Genomic DNA, 19,667 nt, shown 5'->3' on the forward strand with positions numbered 1-19,667 from the left:
ATGTGACGCCAAACAGTGTCAGCGCCCTTTACACCGATACGTGTTTCTGACCAGATACACTCACTTTATGGAAGAAAGGTAATTCGGATCGTGACGGCGCAAAAACGGGTCAGCTTTCAGGTTGTTCGGGACGAGGTTAAAAGGCGAATCGAAACTCGAATTTGGCCACAGGGATCCTTGCTGCCGACGGAAACGCAACTCGCTGAAGAGTTCAATTGCGCGCGCGCAACCGTGAACCGGGCCTTGCGTGAACTGGCAGAACAAGGCTTTGTCGAACGAAAGCGCAAAAGCGGGACGCGCGTCAAAAAAGAACCCAGCAAGCACGCGAAGTTGGAATTTTCGCTGGCGCGTCAGTCGGTTGAAAGCCAAAACTCTACCTACCGGTATTCTCTGGTCGAACGGAACGTGGTTGCAAGTCCGGGTTGGCTGGCATCACAGCTAAGCGTTTCGCCGGACGTGCGAGTGCTGCACGTGATTTGCATGCATTACGCCGACAATCGCCCCTTCCAACTGGAAGAACGCTGGATCAACATAGATGCCGTCCCAGAAGTTGAGCACGCCGATCTGAACGCACATGGCCCGCACGAGTGGTTGTTGAATGCAGCTCCTTTCACCGAGGCCGAAGTCGCATTCTGCGCGGTGTCTGCGGATGGTCGTCTGGCTGAATTCATGGGGACCACAGCAGGGGCATCCATGATTCAACTTGAACGTACCACATGGAAGAACGGTCAGCCCATGACCTTTGCGCGGATGACCCATCATCCGGGGTACCGCATCCGCACAAAATACTGATTTAGCCGATTGGTCCGGGCAATCTCTCTTCGCTGAGAAGCACATTGGCCTCGACATCTCCGGCTCCGGGCAAGGTCATGATCCGCCGTCGCAGGACACGCTCAAAGTCAGCAAGGTCGCGCGCAACGACCCGCAACCGATAGTCATACAGACCTAGTACGTGCTCGACGGTTTGTACTTCGGGGATTGCACTGACGGCGCGTTCAAAGTCCTCAAGGCTCACCTGCCCTTTGCGGGCCAGTTTGACGCCAAGAAAAACCGTCACGCCAAAACCCAAAGCTTCGGCGTTCAAACGCAAGCGGCGACCCTTTATCACCCCAGCATCTTCCAGTCGCCGAATACGGCGCCAGGTGGCGGGTTGTGACAATCCCAGCTTGCGCCCCAACGCCCCTGCGCTTTGCGATGCCTCCTGCACCAAAGCGCGCAGGATATTGCGGTCGATCTCATCCAACTCGATCATACTGGAAGAGCCACTTCGCTTTTGACGCGCGCGATGTGCATCAGGGCCTCGATATCCGCGATATGCGGCAGAGTCAGAATCTGATCCCGATAGAGTTTCTGATAGTGTGACATATCCCGCGCCAAAATCGACAACCGAACATCCACACGGCCCAGAAAGGTTTGAATCTCTATCACTTCGGGCACCTGACGGGCGGCCGCTGTAAACTCGTCAAACGCGCGGGGTTGCGTTTTATCCAGTGTGACCCGAAGCGACACCTCCACGGCATATCCCAGCGCGGCCCAGTCGATGATAGCCTCCTGCCCCTCGATCACGCCAGATTCCTGCATCTTTTCAATGCGACGCCAGCACAGGCTTGCGCTGATGCGGCTACGCTCGGCCAATTCCGCAGTCGACAATGTGGGATCAGATTGAAAATGGCGCAGGATTCGCCGGTCGACGTCGTCGAGCATGATTTTTTCCAATTGCGGCAATTGAGAGAATAATTTCTCACAACCTACACGCAATAACAAGGAAAACGCTATCGCCATCCCGAAAGATCGCAAGTAGAACCGTCGCCAAGTCAAACAGAAAGGACCAGCGACATGCGCGTCTATTACGATCGCGATTGCGATATCAACCTGATCAAAGACAAGAAAGTAGCCATCCTGGGCTATGGTAGCCAAGGCCACGCCCACGCACTGAACCTGCGTGACTCGGGCGCCAAGAACCTGGTCGTCGCGCTGCGCGAAGGCTCGGCCTCGGCCAAGAAAGCCGAAGCCGAAGGTCTGACCGTGATGGGCATCGCCGAAGCAGCCGCATGGTGTGACCTGATCATGTTCACCATGCCCGACGAATTGCAGGCCGAAACCTACAAGAAATACGTGCATGACAACATCAAGCCCGGCTCGGCCATTGCCTTTGCCCACGGCCTGAACGTGCATTTCGGCCTGATTGAGCCGAAAGAGGGCGTCGACGTCATCATGATGGCCCCCAAAGGCCCTGGCCACACCGTGCGCGGCGAATACGTCAAAGGCGGCGGCGTGCCCTGTCTGGTTGCCGTTGATAAGGACGAAACCGGCAAGGCGCTGGAAATCGGCTTGTCCTATTGCTCGGCCATCGGTGGCGGCCGCTCGGGCATCATCGAAACCAACTTCCGTGAAGAGTGCGAGACCGACCTGTTCGGCGAACAGGCCGTTCTGTGCGGCGGTCTGGTCGAACTGATCCGCTGCGGCTTTGAAACGCTGGTCGAAGCAGGCTATGCGCCCGAGATGGCCTATTTCGAGTGTCTGCACGAAGTGAAGCTGATCGTGGACCTGATCTATGAAGGCGGCATCGCCAACATGGATTACTCGATCTCGAACACGGCTGAGTACGGCCAGTACGTGACCGGCCCGCGTATCCTGAAATACGACGAGACCAAAGCGCGCATGAAAGAGGTTCTGAACGACATCCAGCAGGGTAAATTCGTTCGCGACTTCATGCTGGAAAACGCTGTTGGCCAGCCGACCATCAAAGCATCGCGCCGTGCCAATGACGAGCACATGATCGAGGAAACCGGTGCAAAACTGCGCGCCATGATGCCCTGGATCTCGGCCGGCAAAATGGTCGACAAGGAAAAGAACTAATCCCTTTGGGATAGTGCGAAAGGGCGGCCCACGGGTCGCCCTTTTTGTCCGGGCCGGAGAGCATAAATGGTCGATCAACCCACATCCCGCGACTGGAGCGGTGTATTCTCTCTGGGCCTGATCTGGGGCGGCACATTCATGGTCGTCGCCATGGCGCTTGAGGGGTACGGACCGATCACAGTCGCAACCGCGCGCACCACTTTGGGCGCGGTAACATTGCTGGGGCTTATGGCCGTCACAAAACGTCGGATGCCGGGATTTTCTGCGGCACTGTGGTGGTCGATTGTGATCATCGGCATCCTGTCCTCGGCCCTGCCTTTCCTGTTGCTGAGCTGGGGGCAGCAATTTGTACCATCGGCTTTTGCAGGTCTGTCGATGGCTGCAATTCCGCTGATGGTTCTGCCGCTGGCGCATTTCTTCTCGGATGAGCCTCTGAATACGCGCCGTCTTGTTGGAGTCTGCCTTGGATTTTCGGGCGCGCTTGTGCTCATCGGACCGGGCTTGGCGCAGATCGGGCAAGGCACGGAACCTTTGGCGCAATTGGCCTGCGTCAGCGCCGCGCTTTGCTACGCCTGCGCATCTATCTTCACACGACGGTGCCCACCGATTGACCCAGTGGTTCTGGCCGCCCTGACCCTTTTGGTCGGCGCGATCATCTTGCTTCCGATCATGTTGATGACCGAAGGGCTGCCGACATGGGAAGGCACGCGGCCAAGCCTAGCCATCATCGCACTTGGCCTCGTGCCAACTGCGCTTGCCACATTGCTGCGCGTTTCGATCATTCGCAGCGCAGGATCGGTTTTTCTGACGCTGGTGAATTACCAAGTGCCAATCTGGTCAATGGTTTTTGGCGCATGGATTTTGTCCGAAGCGCTGCCCCTTAGGTTCTTCGTCGCCCTTGCCATGATCCTGACCGGCTTGGCGATCAGCCAATGGTTTAGCCTGCGCAAGATGCTGTTCGGTTATTAACCGGTAACAGCCTCGACTTCGGCCACGATACCGTCGACGACCTGACCCAACAGGGCGTCGTCCTCGCATTCTGCCATGACACGGATCAGCGGCTCGGTCCCGGACTTGCGGATAAGAAGACGCCCCTGCCCGTTCAAACGCGCCTCGGCATCCGCGATTGCGGCCTGAACGCTTGCGGATTCCAACGGCGTCTGCCCGTCTGCATAACGCACGTTCTTCAACAACTGAGGCACGGTTTCGAACTGCGACGAAAGCTCGGACGCCTTGCGGCCAGAATGGACCATCTCGGCCAGGAAATGCAGTCCCGCCATAAGACCATCGCCGGTCGTCGCGAAATCGCTCATGACGATATGGCCGGATTGCTCGCCACCCAGATTGAACCCGCCTTCACGCATCCGCTCAACTACATAGCGGTCGCCGACCGCCGTTCGCTCAAGCCGCAACCCCTGAGCGGTGAGATACCGCTCCAACCCAAGGTTTGACATGACCGTAGCAACCAAAGCGCCGCCATTGAGCCTGTCGGCCTTAGCCCACGAGGTTGCCAGCAATGCCATCAACTGATCACCGTCGGCCACTTGCCCGTGTTCGTCGATCATGACGACGCGATCCGCATCACCGTCGAGGCATATCCCAACATCGGCACCATGCGCCACAACCGTTTCTGCAGCCAATTGCGGTTTGGTCGAACCACAGTTCAAATTGATGTTCTTGCCGTTGGGTGCAACGCCAACGGGAACGACCTCGGCCCCTAGCTCCCAAAGAACCTCGGGCGCGGTCCGGTGCGCGGCACCGTTTGCGCAGTCCACCACAACCTTCAACCCGTCCAATCGTAAATCGCGTGACAATGACGACTTTATACGCTCACCATAGCGGAAACGCGCATCGTCAACTCGCCGTGCGCGCCCGATGTTCTGCGCTTGGGCTGGGCGCACACCTTCTTCGATCAGTTTCTCAATCTCGATCTCGGCCTGATCAGACAGCTTGTACCCGTCAGGACCAAAGAACTTGATTCCGTTATCTTCTGCCGGGTTGTGGCTGGCCGAGATCATGACCCCCAGATCAGCACGCATCGACCGTGTCATCAGACCCACCGCCGGAGTCGGCACCGGCCCAAGCAACAGCACGTTCATACCTGTCGACGTCAAACCGGCCGTCAGAGCACTTTCCAGCATATAGCCTGACAGACGCGTATCCTTACCGATTACCACCCGGTGTGCTCCGGATTGACTACGGCGGAAATACCGCCCAACCGCCGCACCGATGCGAAGGGCCATCTCAGCCGTTATCGGATGCGTGTTCGCAGTGCCCCGCACCCCGTCGGTTCCGAACAGCTTGCGCATAGATGTCACTCCGTAAATTCTTGCCTGTAGATGGCTTACCGGACGGCAGCCCAAAGACGCAAGGCTTGAGCCGTCTCGGCGACGTCATGTACCCGCAGGATCTGCACCCCTTGTGCCAGACCAGCCAACCCAACTGCAATCGACCCCGGCGCTCGGGCATCCTTGCGCGTCTCTTTGCCGATCCGACCGATAAAGCCTTTGCGCGATACACCCACCAGAATAGGGCAGCCCAGCCCGTGAAACAGGCTGAGGTTCTGAAGCAGTGTCAGGTTATGGGCCTCGGACTTGCCAAAGCCAATTCCCGGATCGACCAGAACCTTGCTGCGGTCCAGCCCCAATCCCTCCAGATACGTCACTTGGCTATCCAGAAAATCATACACATCCAGTAGCACGTCGTCATAAGTGGGATTATCCTGCATCGTGGCCGGATCACCCTGCATATGCATAACGCAGACCGGCGCACCGACCTCGGCACAAAACGGCGCCAATTGCGGATCAAAAGTGAAGCCCGAAACATCATTGATCAGCCCCGCGCCCGCCTTCCACGCGGCCTTTGCAACCGAAGATTTGCGCGTATCTATGGAAATGAGCGCGCTCGTTTCAGCCCGAATTGCCCTGATCAGCGGTTCGGTCCGCGCGATTTCTTCGGCTTCAGGCACAAAAGAGGCACCGGGCCGCGTGGACTCACCGCCGATGTCCAGAATGCTTGCATCATGGTCAACCATAGTCCGCGCAGCCGCCTGTGCCGCATGGACCGAGTTGTGAAGCCCACCGTCCGAAAAACTGTCGGGCGTGGCGTTCAGGATACCCATGATCTGAGGGCGGTCCATCGCCAGACCAGCAACCGGCTGCCGTGGTCTCGTCAAGCGATCCAAGTCCTGATCCGGTACTTCGCCTACCGGAAGAACCACAGGGGCAACCACGCGGCTAAGTCGCTCTACGTGAGAAAACCAAAGCTGCTGCCCAGCCAAGGCTACTGCCCCATCGGGACGAGCCGGGCCATGCTGAACCAAAGGGCGGTAGTATACTTTCACAGTCGTGCCTGATCCACGGGCACTGCACGCAACGGGGTTTTCGGCGCTTCGGGCAAGCCCCCGCCAATCACCATCATCTCGCTGGCCTCAAAAGTCGCGGCGAACCATGCCGCCAATGCAACTGCATCAGACGGAGCTGCAGACGGTCCATCCACCGCGTCCAAAACAATCTTGGACGGTGCCCATACGCAAATCTGGCCGTTCTTCATCGCCCAATCCAGTTCCGTTCGGGTCGACACAACGACACAGCGATGATCCCGCGCAGCCAGAACCCACGCATTTTGTTCGATGGCCAGCAAGTCAATCCGACGCTGTGTCATCGCATGCCCTGTTTGCGAAACCGCCATATCTGCGGCCCCGACACACAGGATCAGCGGGCGTTTTCGGTTTTCCAACTGATCAATCCAACCGGTCAGATTGTCGGACGCAATGGCCTCGTTCGACAAGAATACCAGCCGGGGGTGCGGACGCTCTTCCTCGACCAGATCATGATGGGCCATATCCCGACCACGCACGATCTCAACACCTAAGGCACCTGGACCACGGTCCAGTTTTTCTATTCTTACAAAGGCCCTTACAGCCTGAGGCTCAAGTAAAATCCGTTCCGCAATCCGGTTGGCAAGTGTTTCCAGCAGGTTCAGACGCTCGGCGGCCAGTTCATATGCGATTGCTTCGGTCACCCGGTCATAGGACAGAATCCGGTCAACATCATCATCGATAGGATCGGTCAGCGGGCGCACCTCGACTACAATGTTAAAGCAGATGCGCTGCGTCGTACCGCGTTCCGCCTGAAACGCGCCGATCTCAACCTCGACAATATGGTCGCGCAGAGAAATGCGATCCAACGGCCCCAGAGTGGCAGTTGCCTCGGACCGCTCAGAGGGGTGCGCAAAGGCAAGGCGGATTTCGGAACTCATGCAGCGGACCTTTTCGGGCTTTTGGGACAGGCTTACCCAAATTAAACGATGCGGGCGCGTATAACACCGCAACAAACGCCTTTCTAGTCGTCGAATGCGGCGTCAGGTGACACGGAACCAGCTCATCATACCCGAAGCAGCATGTCCCAGCATATGACAATGCAGCAGCCAATCGCCCGGATTATCCGCCACAAGTGCGATTTGACGGGTTTGACCACGCTCAACCAAAACTGTATCGCGCCACGGACCCAAAGTCCCGTCCTCAAGGATCAGGCGAAAATGGTGACCGTGTAAGTGCATCGCGTGTGGAAACGCAGTCTCGTTAACGAACTCGATCCTATAGGTCGTCCCCTTTTGGACATCCAAAAACGGCTCTGCCGGTCGCTCGGCATTGCCGTTCAATGCCCAAAACCGCCCGAGCTGTGCCAGTTCCTGCCCCGAAAGCACGTTTTCGCCGATCTTTGCCGACTCCAGCCACCGCATCGCACCGCCCTGCATCGCCATCTGCTTCAATGGTACATCCTCAAGCAAGACCTCAGGCATTTGGTTTGGGACCAATGGCGTAATTCCGGTTCGCGCGGTTTTCGACTTGCCGGAAACGTCGAACCGAACCAGCCCATAGCTACCGTCCCTTTCAAAACTCACGAGGTTCGCAATACCAGAAGGTGCTGCCCGGACATCCACGATCAGATCTACCCTTTGCGCCGGAGCCAAAGGAAATCTGTCGCTGACCTCTAGCGGAACCTCTAAGGGCATACCGTCAAGTGCAACGATCCAACCGGTCAGGCCATCCAGCCCAAGATCAAATATCCTGGCATTGGACGCATTGATCAGACGCAAACGCAACCTCTCGCCACCACCCACCGAATAGGCAGGATCAAACCGGCCATTGACGGAAACAAGGTTTCCCAGCCGTCCCGCATGGCTCAGGTCATGACCATTCCCAAAATCGTCCATGATTTGCGCGGTTTCAGAGTCGAGCCGCCAATCATCCAACATCAATGTCAGATCGCGATCGACATCCGGCGCGACGGCTTCTTCAACGATCAGCGGCCCGTAGAGCCCCCGCGCGATCTGTTCCATCGAGCGATTATGCGCGTGATACCAATATGTTCCGGCATCTGGGACCTCAAAGTCATAGTCAAAGGAAGACCCCGGTTGAACAACATCCTGAGTCAGACCCGGTACACCGTCCATTGCATTGTCAATACGAATCCCGTGCCAGTGCACAGTCGTCGGCTGCGGCAGAGTGTTCGACAATCGACGCTGGACGCGCGCACCTTGAGGCACCCGAATTTCCGGACCGGGCACCTGACCGCCATAGGTCCAGACGCGTGTCTCAGAAAACCCTTCCGGGGCAATCTGTTGCATAGCTTCCTGTGCCACAAGCGCGGGGTAAGAAGCCCACCCAAGTTTGGGCAACACGACCGCCGCAGCGGTCGTTTGCATAAATTGTCTGCGGTTCAAAGTCATTGCGGGCCTCCCGGCCCGCAACATAAGGCAAAAAACATCCCGCGCCAGCAAGCTTCCAGCGCGGGTGCGTCAGTTAGTTGCTCGCCGTCCGATAGTTGTGACGGTAGAAAATGTGCACGCCAATGCGTGCCGTTTCCTTGTACACACGCGACCAGGACGGGCGAACCGCAGTGGTGTGGTAATGCGTGGCACCTTCGGTCATTTCACCGACAACACCGTCAATGGCCGCCCGCGCGACTTTCGACACACGCTCGTAGGCCTTCTTCTCGTGGATCACTTCCTTGCGCCCATCACAGGTATAAGTGAACTGGCATTGGTATTTTTTGCCTGTCCCCTGCTTGATCACACCGCACAGCGAGTCCGGAAACCGGCTGCTTTTGACACGGTTCAGAATGACTTCGGCCACGGCAAACTGGCCGCGAACGCTTTCACCGCGGGCCTCAAAGTACAGCGCCTCGGCCAAACACTTGAAGTGTTCATCACCCGCAGCCGCAGGCTGTTCGTCCAGCCATGACTTTGAGTAAGACATTTTTTGTGGTTCAACCGTTTTTCGCGGTTTGAACAAACTCAGATATTCACGGAAATTCTGACCGGGCAATTCGCTCCGCGTCACAAGTTCCCGCTTGGCAGTATCAGTGGTTTCCCTCTCAGCGACGGAAACACTCGGCAGCACGGTTGCTGCCAATGTGGCAACAGCCAGTATGTATCGTAGCATCAGATAACCTCGCACAGGCACATTCCGCGCCATACCCTCCCCCGGCGGGCGCGACGAGGCTCATACCGAATTGAAACGGAAACGTCCAGTTTTGGCGGAAAAGCAAGTGGAAAATCGCCGTAACGTCAAAAATGATCGACGACGGCGCTTTCTGTTTCCTACTAATCCTAGCGGAATGGGTAAGTGTCAACCCCCAAGTCTGGACGAAATTGCCAGTTGAGCGGCAGCCAGCCGAGCCACCGGAACGCGGAACGGCGAACAGGACACATAATCGAATCCAAGCTCTCGGCAGATAGCAATTGATTCGGGATTGCCCCCGTGCTCGCCGCAGACGGACAAAGTCACGTCTGGTTGGGCCTGTCTGCCGCGCTCGGCTCCCAATCTTAGCAACTCGCCCACACCGTCCGGATCAAGCACGTGGAACGGGTCTTCGGCGAAAACACCTTGCCGAACGTAAGCTGACATAAAGCGCCCTGCGTCATCTCGGGAAAGCCCATAGGTCATCTGGGTCAGGTCGTTCGTTCCAAAGCTGAGAAACGAGGTCTGGGGCGCGATCTCGTCCGCTCGCAGACATGCACGAGGCGTTTCGACCATGACCCCCAAACGGTACTCGAACTCCTGCCCCTGTTCGGATGCAACCGAGGCTGCGACGGAGTCAATACGGGATTTCACAAGCTCGACTTCACGCTTGGCCGAAACCAGCGGGATCATCACCTCGGGCACAACGGGCGCACCGTTCTTGCTGGCCTCAAGCGTTGCTTCGAAGATCGCTCGCGCCTGCATGTCATAGATTTCGGGAACAGTGACACCCAGCCGAACCCCGCGCAGACCCAGCATCGGGTTATACTCTGTCATGGCGGCAACGCGGCGCTCGACATCCGAGACTGGAAGGTCCAACGCCTCGGCCAGCTCGCGTTGCCCGCTGCGGGTGGTGGGCAGAAACTCGTGCAGAGGCGGATCGAACAGTCGGATACAGACGGGTTGCCCCTCCATGATCCGGAAAAGCTGCACGAAATCGTCGCGCTGCATCGGCAATAGCCGTTCCAGCACCGCCTCTCGGCCAGACGAGGTTTGTGCAAAGATCATCTCGCGCATCACGATCAGGCGGCCGGGGTCAAAGAACATATGCTCGGTCCGGCACAGGCCGATCCCCTGCGCCAGAAAATTTCGCGCCGTTTGCGCGTCGGCGGGTGTATCGGCATTGGCGCGTATGGCGATGTCGCGTTCGGCATCGGCCCAACTCATCAGCGTTTGAAAACAGTCATCCAGCGCAGCCTCTAGCATCGCGGGCTGCCCGGCCAGAACCTGGCCGGAGGTCCCATCAATGGTCAGCGTGTCGCCAGTCTGGAACACACGCCCGTCAGATGCCGTCAGCAGTTTCTTTTTCGTCTGAAATCGCATCTCGGACGCGCCGACAATACAGGGCAGGCCCAGACCGCGCCCGATAACGGCTGCGTGGCTGGTCATTCCGCCCTTCTCGGTCAAAACCGCGACAGCCGCATGCATCCCGCGCACATCTTCAGGCGCGGTTTCGCGGCGGACCAGAATACACGGCTCGCCCCGGGCGGCGCTGGCCTGCGCTTCGGCGGCGGTGAATACGATTTTTCCTGTGGCTGCGCCGGGGCTGGCTGCGATGCCAGTGGCCAGCACGTCCCGACGCGCTTCGGGATGAACCTGACGGTGCAACAGTTCGTTCAGAGAATGCGGATCAACCCGCATGACGGCCTCTTGCGGTGGGATGATACCATCCTCGGCAAGCCGCACGGCAATCCGCATAGAAGCCCTTGCGCTGCGCTGAACGCGAACGCCATCCAGAATATGAACGTGGCCGTTTTCAATGACGAACTCAACCTGCATCTCTTCGCGCAACTTGATGCGCATTAGGGCAGCGTGCGCTTTGAGTTCGGCAAACGCCTCGGGCGCGACATCTTCCAAAGACGTCCCGCGCGGGTCCTTTTCCAGATACAGCGCGGAAACGCCTTCGCCCAATGCATCGCGGCCCTGGCTCTGACTAAGGTACCGGCCAGTCAATTGCGGCATTCCGGTCGTGGGATCAACCAGTTGCAGCACACCCGATCCACACTCGCCCTGCCCGACACCGGGGATCATTTCCTGAATGACTAGCCCCAGCCCGGCATCCGCAGGGGCACCCTTGGCCTGCCGCAACAGGCGCGCGGACGTCCCGTCCCAAGCCCGCGCCATCGAGCGGAGAACGGCAACCAGTTGCTCTCCTCTATCCTGGGGAAAGGCTTCGTCCGTTTCATCTTCGTACGCGCGAAGCGATAGCTTCAGACCTTCGCGGCCGTCAGAGTCGATATCGTCAAATACGTCGGCATCCAAACGTGCGACATGGACGGCAAAGCTTTGAACAAAACGCAGGTAAAGCGCCGCCGCAGCTTCGACACCCATTGAATCGGACAGGTCCACATAGCGAGCGTCATTCATGCCGATATTCAGGATAGCGCCAGGCCCGCCCCAATCAGGGTCCTCAGAGCTTGGGCGGACACATAGCAACGCAGCCTGATCAAACTGTTCGAGAATTGCGTCAATGTCAGGAACCTGACCGCTTGCGATCTTTTGCACGGCATCAAAGGACAAAGCCACCGTGCGCGGCACAGGCAAGTCCAGACGAACAAGGCGTTGCAGACATTTCGCCCGGCCACCATGAGATGTGGTCGCAACGGGCGCTGTCGGAGTAATAAGCGTAGTATGCGGGTTATTCTGCACTGCGGCACCTTTTGGTTTCACCGCAGCATAAGCCCCTGCACCAGTGGCGCAAGGGCGATCTGGCTTAACCTTCGATCTTGCTGAGGTCAGCCACGCGCGCGCAAACCTGCCGGATCTGACTGAGCAGGTTCAGGCGGTTGCGGCGCAGGATATCGTTGTCGGTGTTAACCTGAACATCCTCGAAAAACGCATCCACAGGACCTCGCAGAGCGGCCATAGCGGTCATGGCGGTGGGGAAATCCTCGGCCTTTTGCGCGGCTTCAATCTGACCTTGCGCCGTATCCAAAGCAGCGAATAGCGCCTTTTCGCTGTCGGTCTCGGCGAATTTCACATCAGCGCCGTAGGAGTATTCGACGCCGTCCTTTTCCTCGGCCTGCGTCAGGATGTTGTTGGCGCGTTTGAACCCTTGCACAAGGTTCTCACCATCCTCGGTCGCGATCACCGCATTCAGCGCACGGGCGCGTTTGACCAACAGATTAAGGTCGTCGTTGCCGTCCATCGCGATACAGGCATCGATGATGTCGTGACGGATGCCTTCATCGCGCAGGAACACCTTGAGGCGGTCGTGGAAGAAAGACAGCAAATCTGCCGGGGCATTGGTGACGATCGCAGTCGCCGCTTCGACCTGATGGGCCAGCCCGTGAACCTCTTGCGCGGCGGCTTCGGCATCCTCGGCCTTGGCTTGTTTTGCCTTGGCCTCAAGCAGGGCGGCCTGCCACTCGGGCAATTTCAGCAAGGTCCGCAGCGCCGTTGCGAAGGTGTCGCTCAACGACAGGCGCAGATCGTTGGTCAGGATCAACCGGATCACCCCCAACGCCGCACGACGCAGGGCAAACGGGTCTTTTGATCCGGTGGGCTTTTCGTCGATCGCCCAGAACCCGGTCAGCGTATCCAGCTTGTCGGCTAGAGCGACCGCCACGGAAACCGGCGCGGTCGGCACATCATCGGACGGGCCAAGCGGAGAATAATGTTCCTGACTCGCCTGCCCCGCCTCTGCTGGCAGATCAGCGGCATCGGAATAGTAGCGGCCCATCAGGCCCTGCAATTCGGGGAATTCGAACACCATCTCGGATGACAGGTCGGCCTTGCACGCCTGTGCAGCCATCATCGCCAGCGCGGGCGTCGCGCCCGTAGTCACTGCCAACTCATGCGCCAGCGCGGCGATGCGCTGAACCCGTTCACCCTGCGAGCCCAACTGTGCATGGAACGTGACAGCATTCAGCTTTTCGACCCACGGTTCAAACCCGTCGGATTTGACGATGCGCAGGTCATTCTCCCAGAAGAATTTCGCGTCAGCCAAACGGGCCGACAGCACCTTTTGGTTCCCCGCCAGAATGGTCGCGCCGTTGTCGGCAGTTTCGCGGTTGGCTACGGTGATGAACTGTTCGATCCGGCCGGTCTTGGGGTTCATAACCGAAAAGAACTTCTGATGCTCTTTCATCGAGGTTTGCAGAACCTCGGGCGGCAGATCCAGAAATTCGTCGTCGATCTTGCCCATCAGCACCACGGGCCATTCGACCAGCCCCGAGACCTCGGCCAGCAGGCCCTTGTCCTCGACCACTTCCAGACCAGCGGCGAACGCCATGTTTTGCGCGTCGTTCCAGATATGCTCGGCCCGGTCCGCAGGGTTCAGGACGACGAACGCGCGTTTCAACTTGGCGGCATAGTCGTCAAACGACGAGACCGAGAAACGATCCGGCGCCATGAAACGATGACCGGCCGTTGTGTCACCGGATTTGATCCCCTCGACCTCAAGCGGAACAACCGTCGTGCCCGCTTCATCGCTCAGAATGCAAAGGATCGAGTGCAGTGGCCGCACCCAGCGCAATGGTCCACTGCCCCAGCGCATAGACTTGGGCCACGGGAAGTTGCGGATGGCGGCTTCAAGTACTTCGGCCACGATCTCGGCCGCAGGGCGGCCGGCTTTTTCGATGGTGGCGAAATAGACTGCGCCTTTGGGGGTTTCGCGTTCTTCCAACTGATCGCGCGCCAGACCTGAACCACGCAAAAAGCCCTCAATCGCCTTGTCCGGGGCACCCACTTTGGGACCCTTGCGGTCTTCACGAATTGTGGGGCTTTCCGCCAGCAAGCCTTCGATTGCCAGCGTCAAACGGCGCGGCGTGGTCAGGGCGGCGGCCCCGGCATAGGTCAAACCGGCATCGACCAGACCGTCGGTGATCCGCTTTTTCAGGTCCTCACCGGCGCGGGTCTGCATACGCGCGGGAATCTCTTCAGAGAACAGTTCGATCAGCAGGTCGGGCATTGTCAGTCCTTAGAAATTGACGATCGTCTGGATGACGATGGCATTGGCGATATCCACAAAGAAGGCGGATACAAGGGGCAGCACGATAAAGGCAATAGGCGATGGACCATATCTCTTGGTCACTGCGGTCATATTGGCAATAGCGGTAGGTGTCGCACCCAAGGCGAACCCTCCGAACCCGGCGGCCAGAACCGCGGCGCGGTAGTTGCTGCCCATCACCGGGAACAACACCCAGATTACGAACATCACCGCAAACAACGTCTGCGCGGCCATGATCACGACAATGGCCATTCCAAGTTCAGCGATAGTCCACAGTTGCAAGCTCATCAACGACATGGCCAAAAACGCGCCCAGCGAGAATTCCGAGATCAAAGCCAGTGATGGTGTCCGCGACACGGGGGGCGCGTTGGGGGCTAGGGCCGTGCGGATATTTGCGATGACGATCCCCATGATCAGGCAGGGCACGAACAGAGGCAGCCTCAGCCCCGTCGCCTCAATGACCCCATTCAGCATATATCCAAAGATGATCGCCAAATTCAGATACAGCAGAACGCGCATGATAGTCAGGTGGTCGATCTTAGTTTCGGCCTCGGTGGCATCATCAGGCAGGCCGACCGTATGCTCTTCGTTTGGGCGGTCAGGCGTCAGGTTCTTGCCTTCAACCAAAAAGCGGGCAATCGGTCCGCCAACCACCGCCGCCAGTACAAGACCCAGAGTCGCCACGGCGACCCCCAATTCGGTGGCGCCGCTTAGACCGGTGACCGCGCCGACCTCAGGCGCCCAGGCGATCGCAGTTCCATGACCACCGATCAGGGCAGCCGAACCGAACAGAACACCTGCCTGTGCCGGATAGCCGAACGCCACCGCGCCTGCCGCTCCAACCACATTCTGAGCGACAATCGTAACTAACGTCAAAATAAGAAGCAGAAACAGAGGCTTGCCGCCAGAAATCAAATCGGACAGCCGAGCGTTCAGCCCGATCCCTGCGAAGAACACGATCAACAGGAAATCGCGGGCAGACAGATCGAAACTCAGCTCAAGGCCGGTGACGAGGTACAAAAACAGCAGAGTGAACGAGGCAAGCAAACCGCCCGTGACCGGCTCGGGTATGTTGAACTGACGCAGCAACGCAACGCGCGCGTTGATCTCGGCCCCGATCAGGTAAACCGCGATGCCCAGCGTGGCGGTCAGGAAATTGGGAACGTGCAGCGCGGCGTCAGTCATGGGGCCCTCAACTCTCGGGTCGGGGTGGGCATTCCTCACCCACTACCGTTCCGTCATAGGCTTTTTCACCGCAATTATTCAGCGCATGCCAGACAAAACCTTTGCCGTCTTCTGTAATGGCAACAATGCGATCAACGCCGTAGTGGATGTTTTTGACCCCTACAAAAGCGCGGGCCTGCCCCGATTTCAAAGCATCTGCGATGGCTACCGCATCATAGCATTCGAACCAGCTTGGGGCCGTCAACGGCTCGGGGCTTTCGGCGGGCAAGAAGGCTGACAAAGTCGAAGCGTTCTTTTCTGTCTCAAAACAGGCCCGATATCGGATCGGAGAGCTGTCGGCGTCAATCGCCTGAAAAGCGGTGTGTTCAAGGGGAATGGACGTTTCACCATCTGCGGACAAAAGAACGACATCCTGATCCGAACCGGGTTCGACCGAATAATAGAACCCATAGACCTGTAAGTAGTACATGGCCGCACCAGCGATGCCAGCTGACACAAGCAACAAAATAGCAAGCAGTTTTCCGGTCATAGTTTCCACATCCCGATCACGCGGCCTCTTTCAAACTTGCCAAAAATGCGACAGGTTTCAATCCAGTACAGGTTGAGTTGAGGCACACGGAATGGACCCCACCCTTGCCGCCGGTTTTTTCGGCGCGTTGTTCGCAATCATGAACCCCATCACCAACCTGCCCGTCTTCCTGAGCGTGACAGATGGCCTGTCGCCCGTCGATCAAAGAAAGGTCGCGACCAAGACCGCACTTTATTGCCTGATACTGGGTGGAGCGTTTGCCGCTGTTGGCAACAAAACCCTTGGTCTTTTCGGCATCAGCGTGGACGACCTGCGTGTCGCGGGCGGGTTGGTTGTTCTCATGATTGGGCTGAACATGCTGAACGGGAACGAAAGCACCTCTCATCACGGGACGGAAGGGGAAAAACAATCCTACCCCAAGCCCGAAACCGTGGCTTTCTATCCGTTGGCCTTCCCCATTCTTGTTGGGCCCGGCACGATCACGACGCTGATCCTGTATGCGCACCACGTTTCCAAACCAGTTGACGCCATGATCTACTCGGGCGTTTTTCTGGCGGTGCTGTTCTTGCTGTTCATCACCTTCTGGAACGCGTCGGCATTGGCCAAGCGGCTGTCTGCAAACGCCCGCGTCATCATGAGCCGTTTCATGGGCATGATCCTGTCGGCCATCGCAATCGGGATGATTGCAGACGGCCTGAAGGTTCTGTTGCCCGGTTTGGCGTGATCGAGGCATCAGGCCTCGAACCCGGCGGCCTCAGTCATCACAAAGGCGTCGGCGCATTGCTTGGCCAGCGCCCGGACACGGCCGATATAGGCCTGGCGTTCCGTCACCGAGATCACCCCGCGCGCATCCAGCAGGTTGAAAATGTGGCTCGCCTTGATGCACTGGTCATAAGCCGGATGCGCCATCACAATCCGCTTGCCGGTTTTCGGGTCGTCATGTTCCTGCGCTAAAATGGTGGCGCATTCGGCCTCGGCCTCTTCGAAATGACGAAGCAAAACCTCGGTGTTGGCCACGTCAAAGTTCCAGCGGGCGTATTCCTCTTCGGTCTGCTTGAAGATATCACCGTATTTCAATGGGCTGGGGGATTGGGGATCGTTGAACGGCATGTCCATAACATGATCGATGCCCAGCACATACATGGCCAGACGCTCAAGGCCATAGGTCAACTCTCCTGAAACAGGCGCGCAGTCATGGCCGCCAACCTGCTGGAAATAGGTGAACTGGCTGACTTCCATACCGTCACACCAGACTTCCCAGCCCAGCCCCCACGCGCCAAGGGTGGGGCTTTCCCAGTCATCCTCGACAAAGCGGATGTCATGCAGATCCATGTCGATCCCAATCGCCGCAAGCGACCCCAGATACAGCTCTTGCAGATCGGGCGGGCTGGGTTTGATCAACACCTGATACTGATAATAGTGCTGAAGCCGGTTCGGGTTTTCACCGTATCGCCCGTCTGTGGGGCGACGAGAGGGTTGCACATAGGCGGCTGCCCAAGCCTTTGACCCCAATGCGCGCAACGTGGTCGCCGGGTGGAACGTACCTGCGCCAACCTCCATGTCATAGGGCTGTAGAATGGCACACCCTTTCGAGGCCCAATAGGTTTGTAGCCGCAGGATTATCTCCTGAAAAGAACGAGGTACGCTGGACTGTTCGGTCATGACTTTCCCTTTGGGCGGATTTGCGCCCGGTTCCGATGGGTTTTGCCCTTCCTATGCAAGGGGCCAATGGGCGTCAACGTCCCAGTGCACCTTGGCTGTCACTGGACCGCCACACTGGAAATTCCCCGTAATCGGGGCATAGCGTTCAATGGTGCAAATCGCTTAGTCTGACCCAAAGATAAAACACTGCGGACACGGGCAGACAATGACACGCATATTCACTGCAATTCTGTTTCTATTCTTCTTTGGCGTGCGCGCTGTATTTGCGCAGCAGGACGCTGGCGTCTGGGTTCAGGTCGAGGCACAGCCCTCACTTCGTGAGGCGCAGGAAAGAGCGCAGGCTTACGCCAACGTATTGCCAGACGTGAACGGATTTCGCCTCAACTCTGGCTGGTATGCCATTGTAATCGGACCGTATTTGCAAAACGACGCCGAGCAGGTCCTGAGGGTTTACCGCGCTGAAGGCCAAATCCCCGCTGACAGCTACATCGCGTTCTCGAACTCATTGGAGCAACAGTTTTGGCCCGTCGGAGTCAACATTCTGGATCGCGGGGTCGTCACGCCACCTGTCGAGCCTACGGCCGAGCAACCCGTAACCGGGCTGACACCGCAAGTTTCTGATGAGACCCGCGCGCAAGCCCTTCAGAGCGAGCGCCTGTTGACCGCACAGGAACGTAAAGACCTGCAGACGGCGCTTCAGGCCGCAGGGTTCTATAACTCGACAATCGACGGCGCGTTTGGTCCGGGCACACGCCGGTCGATGGGCGATTGGCAGAGATTCAACGGCTTTGAGGCCACAGGCGTTCTGACCTCCACCCAAAGGCAGGCACTTATGGATGACTATAATGCGCCCCTGATCAGTGTAGGCATGGCACGCAATTCCGACCCGCAGGCCGGGATAGATATGGACATGCCACTGGGCGTTCTTGCATTCGACCGGTACGAGGCACCGTTCGCTCATTTCAACGGCACCTCAAGTCTGGGCGCCAAAGCCCTGCTGATCAGTCAGAATGGCGGCAAGGACACGCTCCGCGCGCTCTACGAGGTTATGCAATCGCTTGAGATCATCCCCTTGGATGGCCCAAGACAGTTGCGTGCAGACAGCTTTATGATCGAAGGGCGCGGAAACGGCATCGTGTCCTACACACAAGCACAATTGAAAGACGGCGCAATCAAGGGCTTTACCCTTGTCTGGCCCGACGGGGACGAGGCGCGCCGCGCCCGCGTCCTGGCCGCGATGAAAGCCAGCTTCACGACAACTGATGCCGTTCTGGACGCCGGTGCAGGGGCGAACGCAGATCAGCGCGTCGACCTTGTATCTGGTTTGCAGGTGCGCAAACCGCGTCTTTCACGCTCGGGGTTCTTCGCGGATTCCAGCGGTACGGTTCTTACCGTTTCCGAGGCAGCCGACACTTGCGCACGCGTGACACTGGACGATGAGCAAGAGTTGCAGGTTGCCTGGACCGACGCGGATTTAGGTGTCACTGTCTTGCGGCCCAAAAACAATCTTGCGCCGATCAGCATTGCGGAATTCAACTCTGACACACCCAGAATTCAATCCGAAGTGGCGGTTTCGGGGTTCTCGTACGAGGGGGCATTGGGTGCTCCGACGCTGACATACGGCCAAGTGGCAGACATCCGCGGCCTGAACGGTGAAGAAGGTGTGAAACGCCTGGCATTGGCCGCCCTACCCGGCGACGCGGGCGGCCCGGTTTTTGACGATAGTGGCCAAGTGGTTGGCATGTTGCTGCCAACACCGTCAGACGGGCGCACCCTGCCCTCCTCGGTCAGTTTGGCAGCGTCAGCGGCACGTCTGAACGAAATTTTGGATAAGGCTGGCGTATCGGGGCAGTCCGGGCAGGCCACGGCACAGGTTACCCCGAATGAACTGAATCGCCGGGCCACGGGAATGACGGTATTGGTTCACTGTTGGGACTAACCAAGGGTCCAGTAAA

17 protein-coding genes are annotated in these 19,667 nt (G+C 58.1%); 5 read left to right on the plus strand and 12 right to left on the minus strand.

What is annotated here, in order from left to right:
• The first annotated feature begins 90 nt into the window (after positions 1–90).
• The gene (locus RUESEDTHA_RS01020; protein WP_180883606.1) at positions 91–792 is read left to right on the plus strand and encodes a GntR family transcriptional regulator; all 702 of its coding nucleotides are present in this window, start codon (positions 91–93) and stop codon (positions 790–792) included.
• A 1-nt stretch (position 793) separates the two neighbouring features.
• Here RUESEDTHA_RS01020 and RUESEDTHA_RS01025 read toward each other — a convergent pair whose 3' ends face one another.
• A complete protein-coding gene (locus RUESEDTHA_RS01025; protein ID WP_171122861.1) occupies positions 794–1,252 on the minus strand; it encodes an Lrp/AsnC family transcriptional regulator in 459 nt (152 codons plus the stop codon).
• Positions 1,249–1,704: an Lrp/AsnC family transcriptional regulator gene (locus RUESEDTHA_RS01030; protein WP_180883607.1), complete on the minus strand. Its 456-nt coding sequence runs from the start codon at positions 1,702–1,704 to the stop codon at positions 1,249–1,251. The genes RUESEDTHA_RS01025 and RUESEDTHA_RS01030 overlap by 4 nt, the downstream gene beginning before the upstream one ends.
• 132 nt (positions 1,705–1,836) lie before the next feature.
• Here RUESEDTHA_RS01030 and ilvC point away from each other — a divergent pair, with 132 nt between their 5' ends.
• Together ilvC and RUESEDTHA_RS01040 are read left to right on the plus strand one after the other, a co-directional pair.
• Positions 1,837–2,859 (plus strand): ketol-acid reductoisomerase, encoded by a 1,023-nt coding sequence (gene ilvC / locus RUESEDTHA_RS01035; RefSeq protein ID WP_171121092.1) that lies wholly within the window; start codon positions 1,837–1,839, stop codon positions 2,857–2,859.
• A 66-nt stretch (positions 2,860–2,925) separates the two neighbouring features.
• Positions 2,926–3,828: a DMT family transporter gene (locus RUESEDTHA_RS01040; protein ID WP_180883608.1), complete on the plus strand. Its 903-nt coding sequence runs from the start codon at positions 2,926–2,928 to the stop codon at positions 3,826–3,828.
• Here the strand turns inward: RUESEDTHA_RS01040 and glmM are convergent.
• The 9 genes from glmM to RUESEDTHA_RS01085 form a co-directional block, all read right to left on the minus strand.
• Positions 3,825–5,168, minus strand: a complete 1,344-nt coding sequence (gene glmM, locus RUESEDTHA_RS01045; RefSeq protein ID WP_180883609.1) for a phosphoglucosamine mutase — start codon at positions 5,166–5,168, stop codon at positions 3,825–3,827. The genes RUESEDTHA_RS01040 and glmM overlap by 4 nt on opposite strands.
• 35 nt (positions 5,169–5,203) lie before the next feature.
• Positions 5,204–6,202, minus strand: coding sequence for a dihydropteroate synthase (gene folP, locus RUESEDTHA_RS01050; RefSeq protein WP_180883610.1), 999 nt, complete (start codon positions 6,200–6,202; stop codon positions 5,204–5,206).
• Positions 6,199–7,119 (minus strand): dihydroneopterin aldolase, encoded by a 921-nt coding sequence (locus RUESEDTHA_RS01055; protein ID WP_180883611.1) that lies wholly within the window; start codon positions 7,117–7,119, stop codon positions 6,199–6,201. Before RUESEDTHA_RS01055 ends, folP begins: the two co-directional genes overlap by 4 nt.
• 102 nt (positions 7,120–7,221) lie before the next feature.
• The gene (locus RUESEDTHA_RS01060) at positions 7,222–8,592 is read right to left on the minus strand and encodes a multicopper oxidase family protein (protein WP_180883612.1); all 1,371 of its coding nucleotides are present in this window, start codon (positions 8,590–8,592) and stop codon (positions 7,222–7,224) included.
• 73 nt (positions 8,593–8,665) lie between these two features.
• Entirely contained in the window at positions 8,666–9,307 is a 642-nt protein-coding gene (locus RUESEDTHA_RS01065) for a cell wall hydrolase (RefSeq protein WP_171210581.1), read from the minus strand.
• Positions 9,308–9,493: 186 nt separating this feature from the next.
• Complete coding sequence (locus RUESEDTHA_RS01070; RefSeq protein ID WP_180883613.1) at positions 9,494–12,055, minus strand: putative PEP-binding protein; 2,562 nt, start codon at positions 12,053–12,055, stop codon at positions 9,494–9,496.
• Between the two features lie 43 nt (positions 12,056–12,098).
• Positions 12,099–14,297, minus strand: coding sequence for a glycine--tRNA ligase subunit beta (gene glyS / locus RUESEDTHA_RS01075; protein WP_180883614.1), 2,199 nt, complete (start codon positions 14,295–14,297; stop codon positions 12,099–12,101).
• A gap of 9 nt (positions 14,298–14,306) precedes the next feature.
• Positions 14,307–15,521 (minus strand): sodium/glutamate symporter, encoded by a 1,215-nt coding sequence (gene gltS, locus RUESEDTHA_RS01080; RefSeq protein ID WP_180883615.1) that lies wholly within the window; start codon positions 15,519–15,521, stop codon positions 14,307–14,309.
• Positions 15,522–15,528: 7 nt separating this feature from the next.
• Entirely contained in the window at positions 15,529–16,050 is a 522-nt protein-coding gene (locus RUESEDTHA_RS01085) for a DUF6446 family protein (protein ID WP_180883616.1), read from the minus strand.
• A gap of 91 nt (positions 16,051–16,141) precedes the next feature.
• On the opposite strand from RUESEDTHA_RS01085, the gene RUESEDTHA_RS01090 reads away from it, so the two are divergent.
• Complete coding sequence (locus RUESEDTHA_RS01090) at positions 16,142–16,774, plus strand: MarC family protein (protein ID WP_180883617.1); 633 nt, start codon at positions 16,142–16,144, stop codon at positions 16,772–16,774.
• An 8-nt stretch (positions 16,775–16,782) separates the two neighbouring features.
• Here RUESEDTHA_RS01090 and RUESEDTHA_RS01095 read toward each other — a convergent pair whose 3' ends face one another.
• A complete protein-coding gene (locus tag RUESEDTHA_RS01095) occupies positions 16,783–17,712 on the minus strand; it encodes a glycine--tRNA ligase subunit alpha (RefSeq protein ID WP_180883618.1) in 930 nt (309 codons plus the stop codon).
• A gap of 205 nt (positions 17,713–17,917) precedes the next feature.
• On the opposite strand from RUESEDTHA_RS01095, the gene RUESEDTHA_RS01100 reads away from it, so the two are divergent.
• Complete coding sequence (locus tag RUESEDTHA_RS01100; protein WP_180883619.1) at positions 17,918–19,651, plus strand: serine protease; 1,734 nt, start codon at positions 17,918–17,920, stop codon at positions 19,649–19,651.
• Positions 19,652–19,667 lie beyond the last annotated feature (16 nt).

It is taken from the genome of Ruegeria sp. THAF57, assembly GCF_903914075.1.
Taxonomy (GTDB): Bacteria; Pseudomonadota; Alphaproteobacteria; order Rhodobacterales; family Rhodobacteraceae; genus Ruegeria.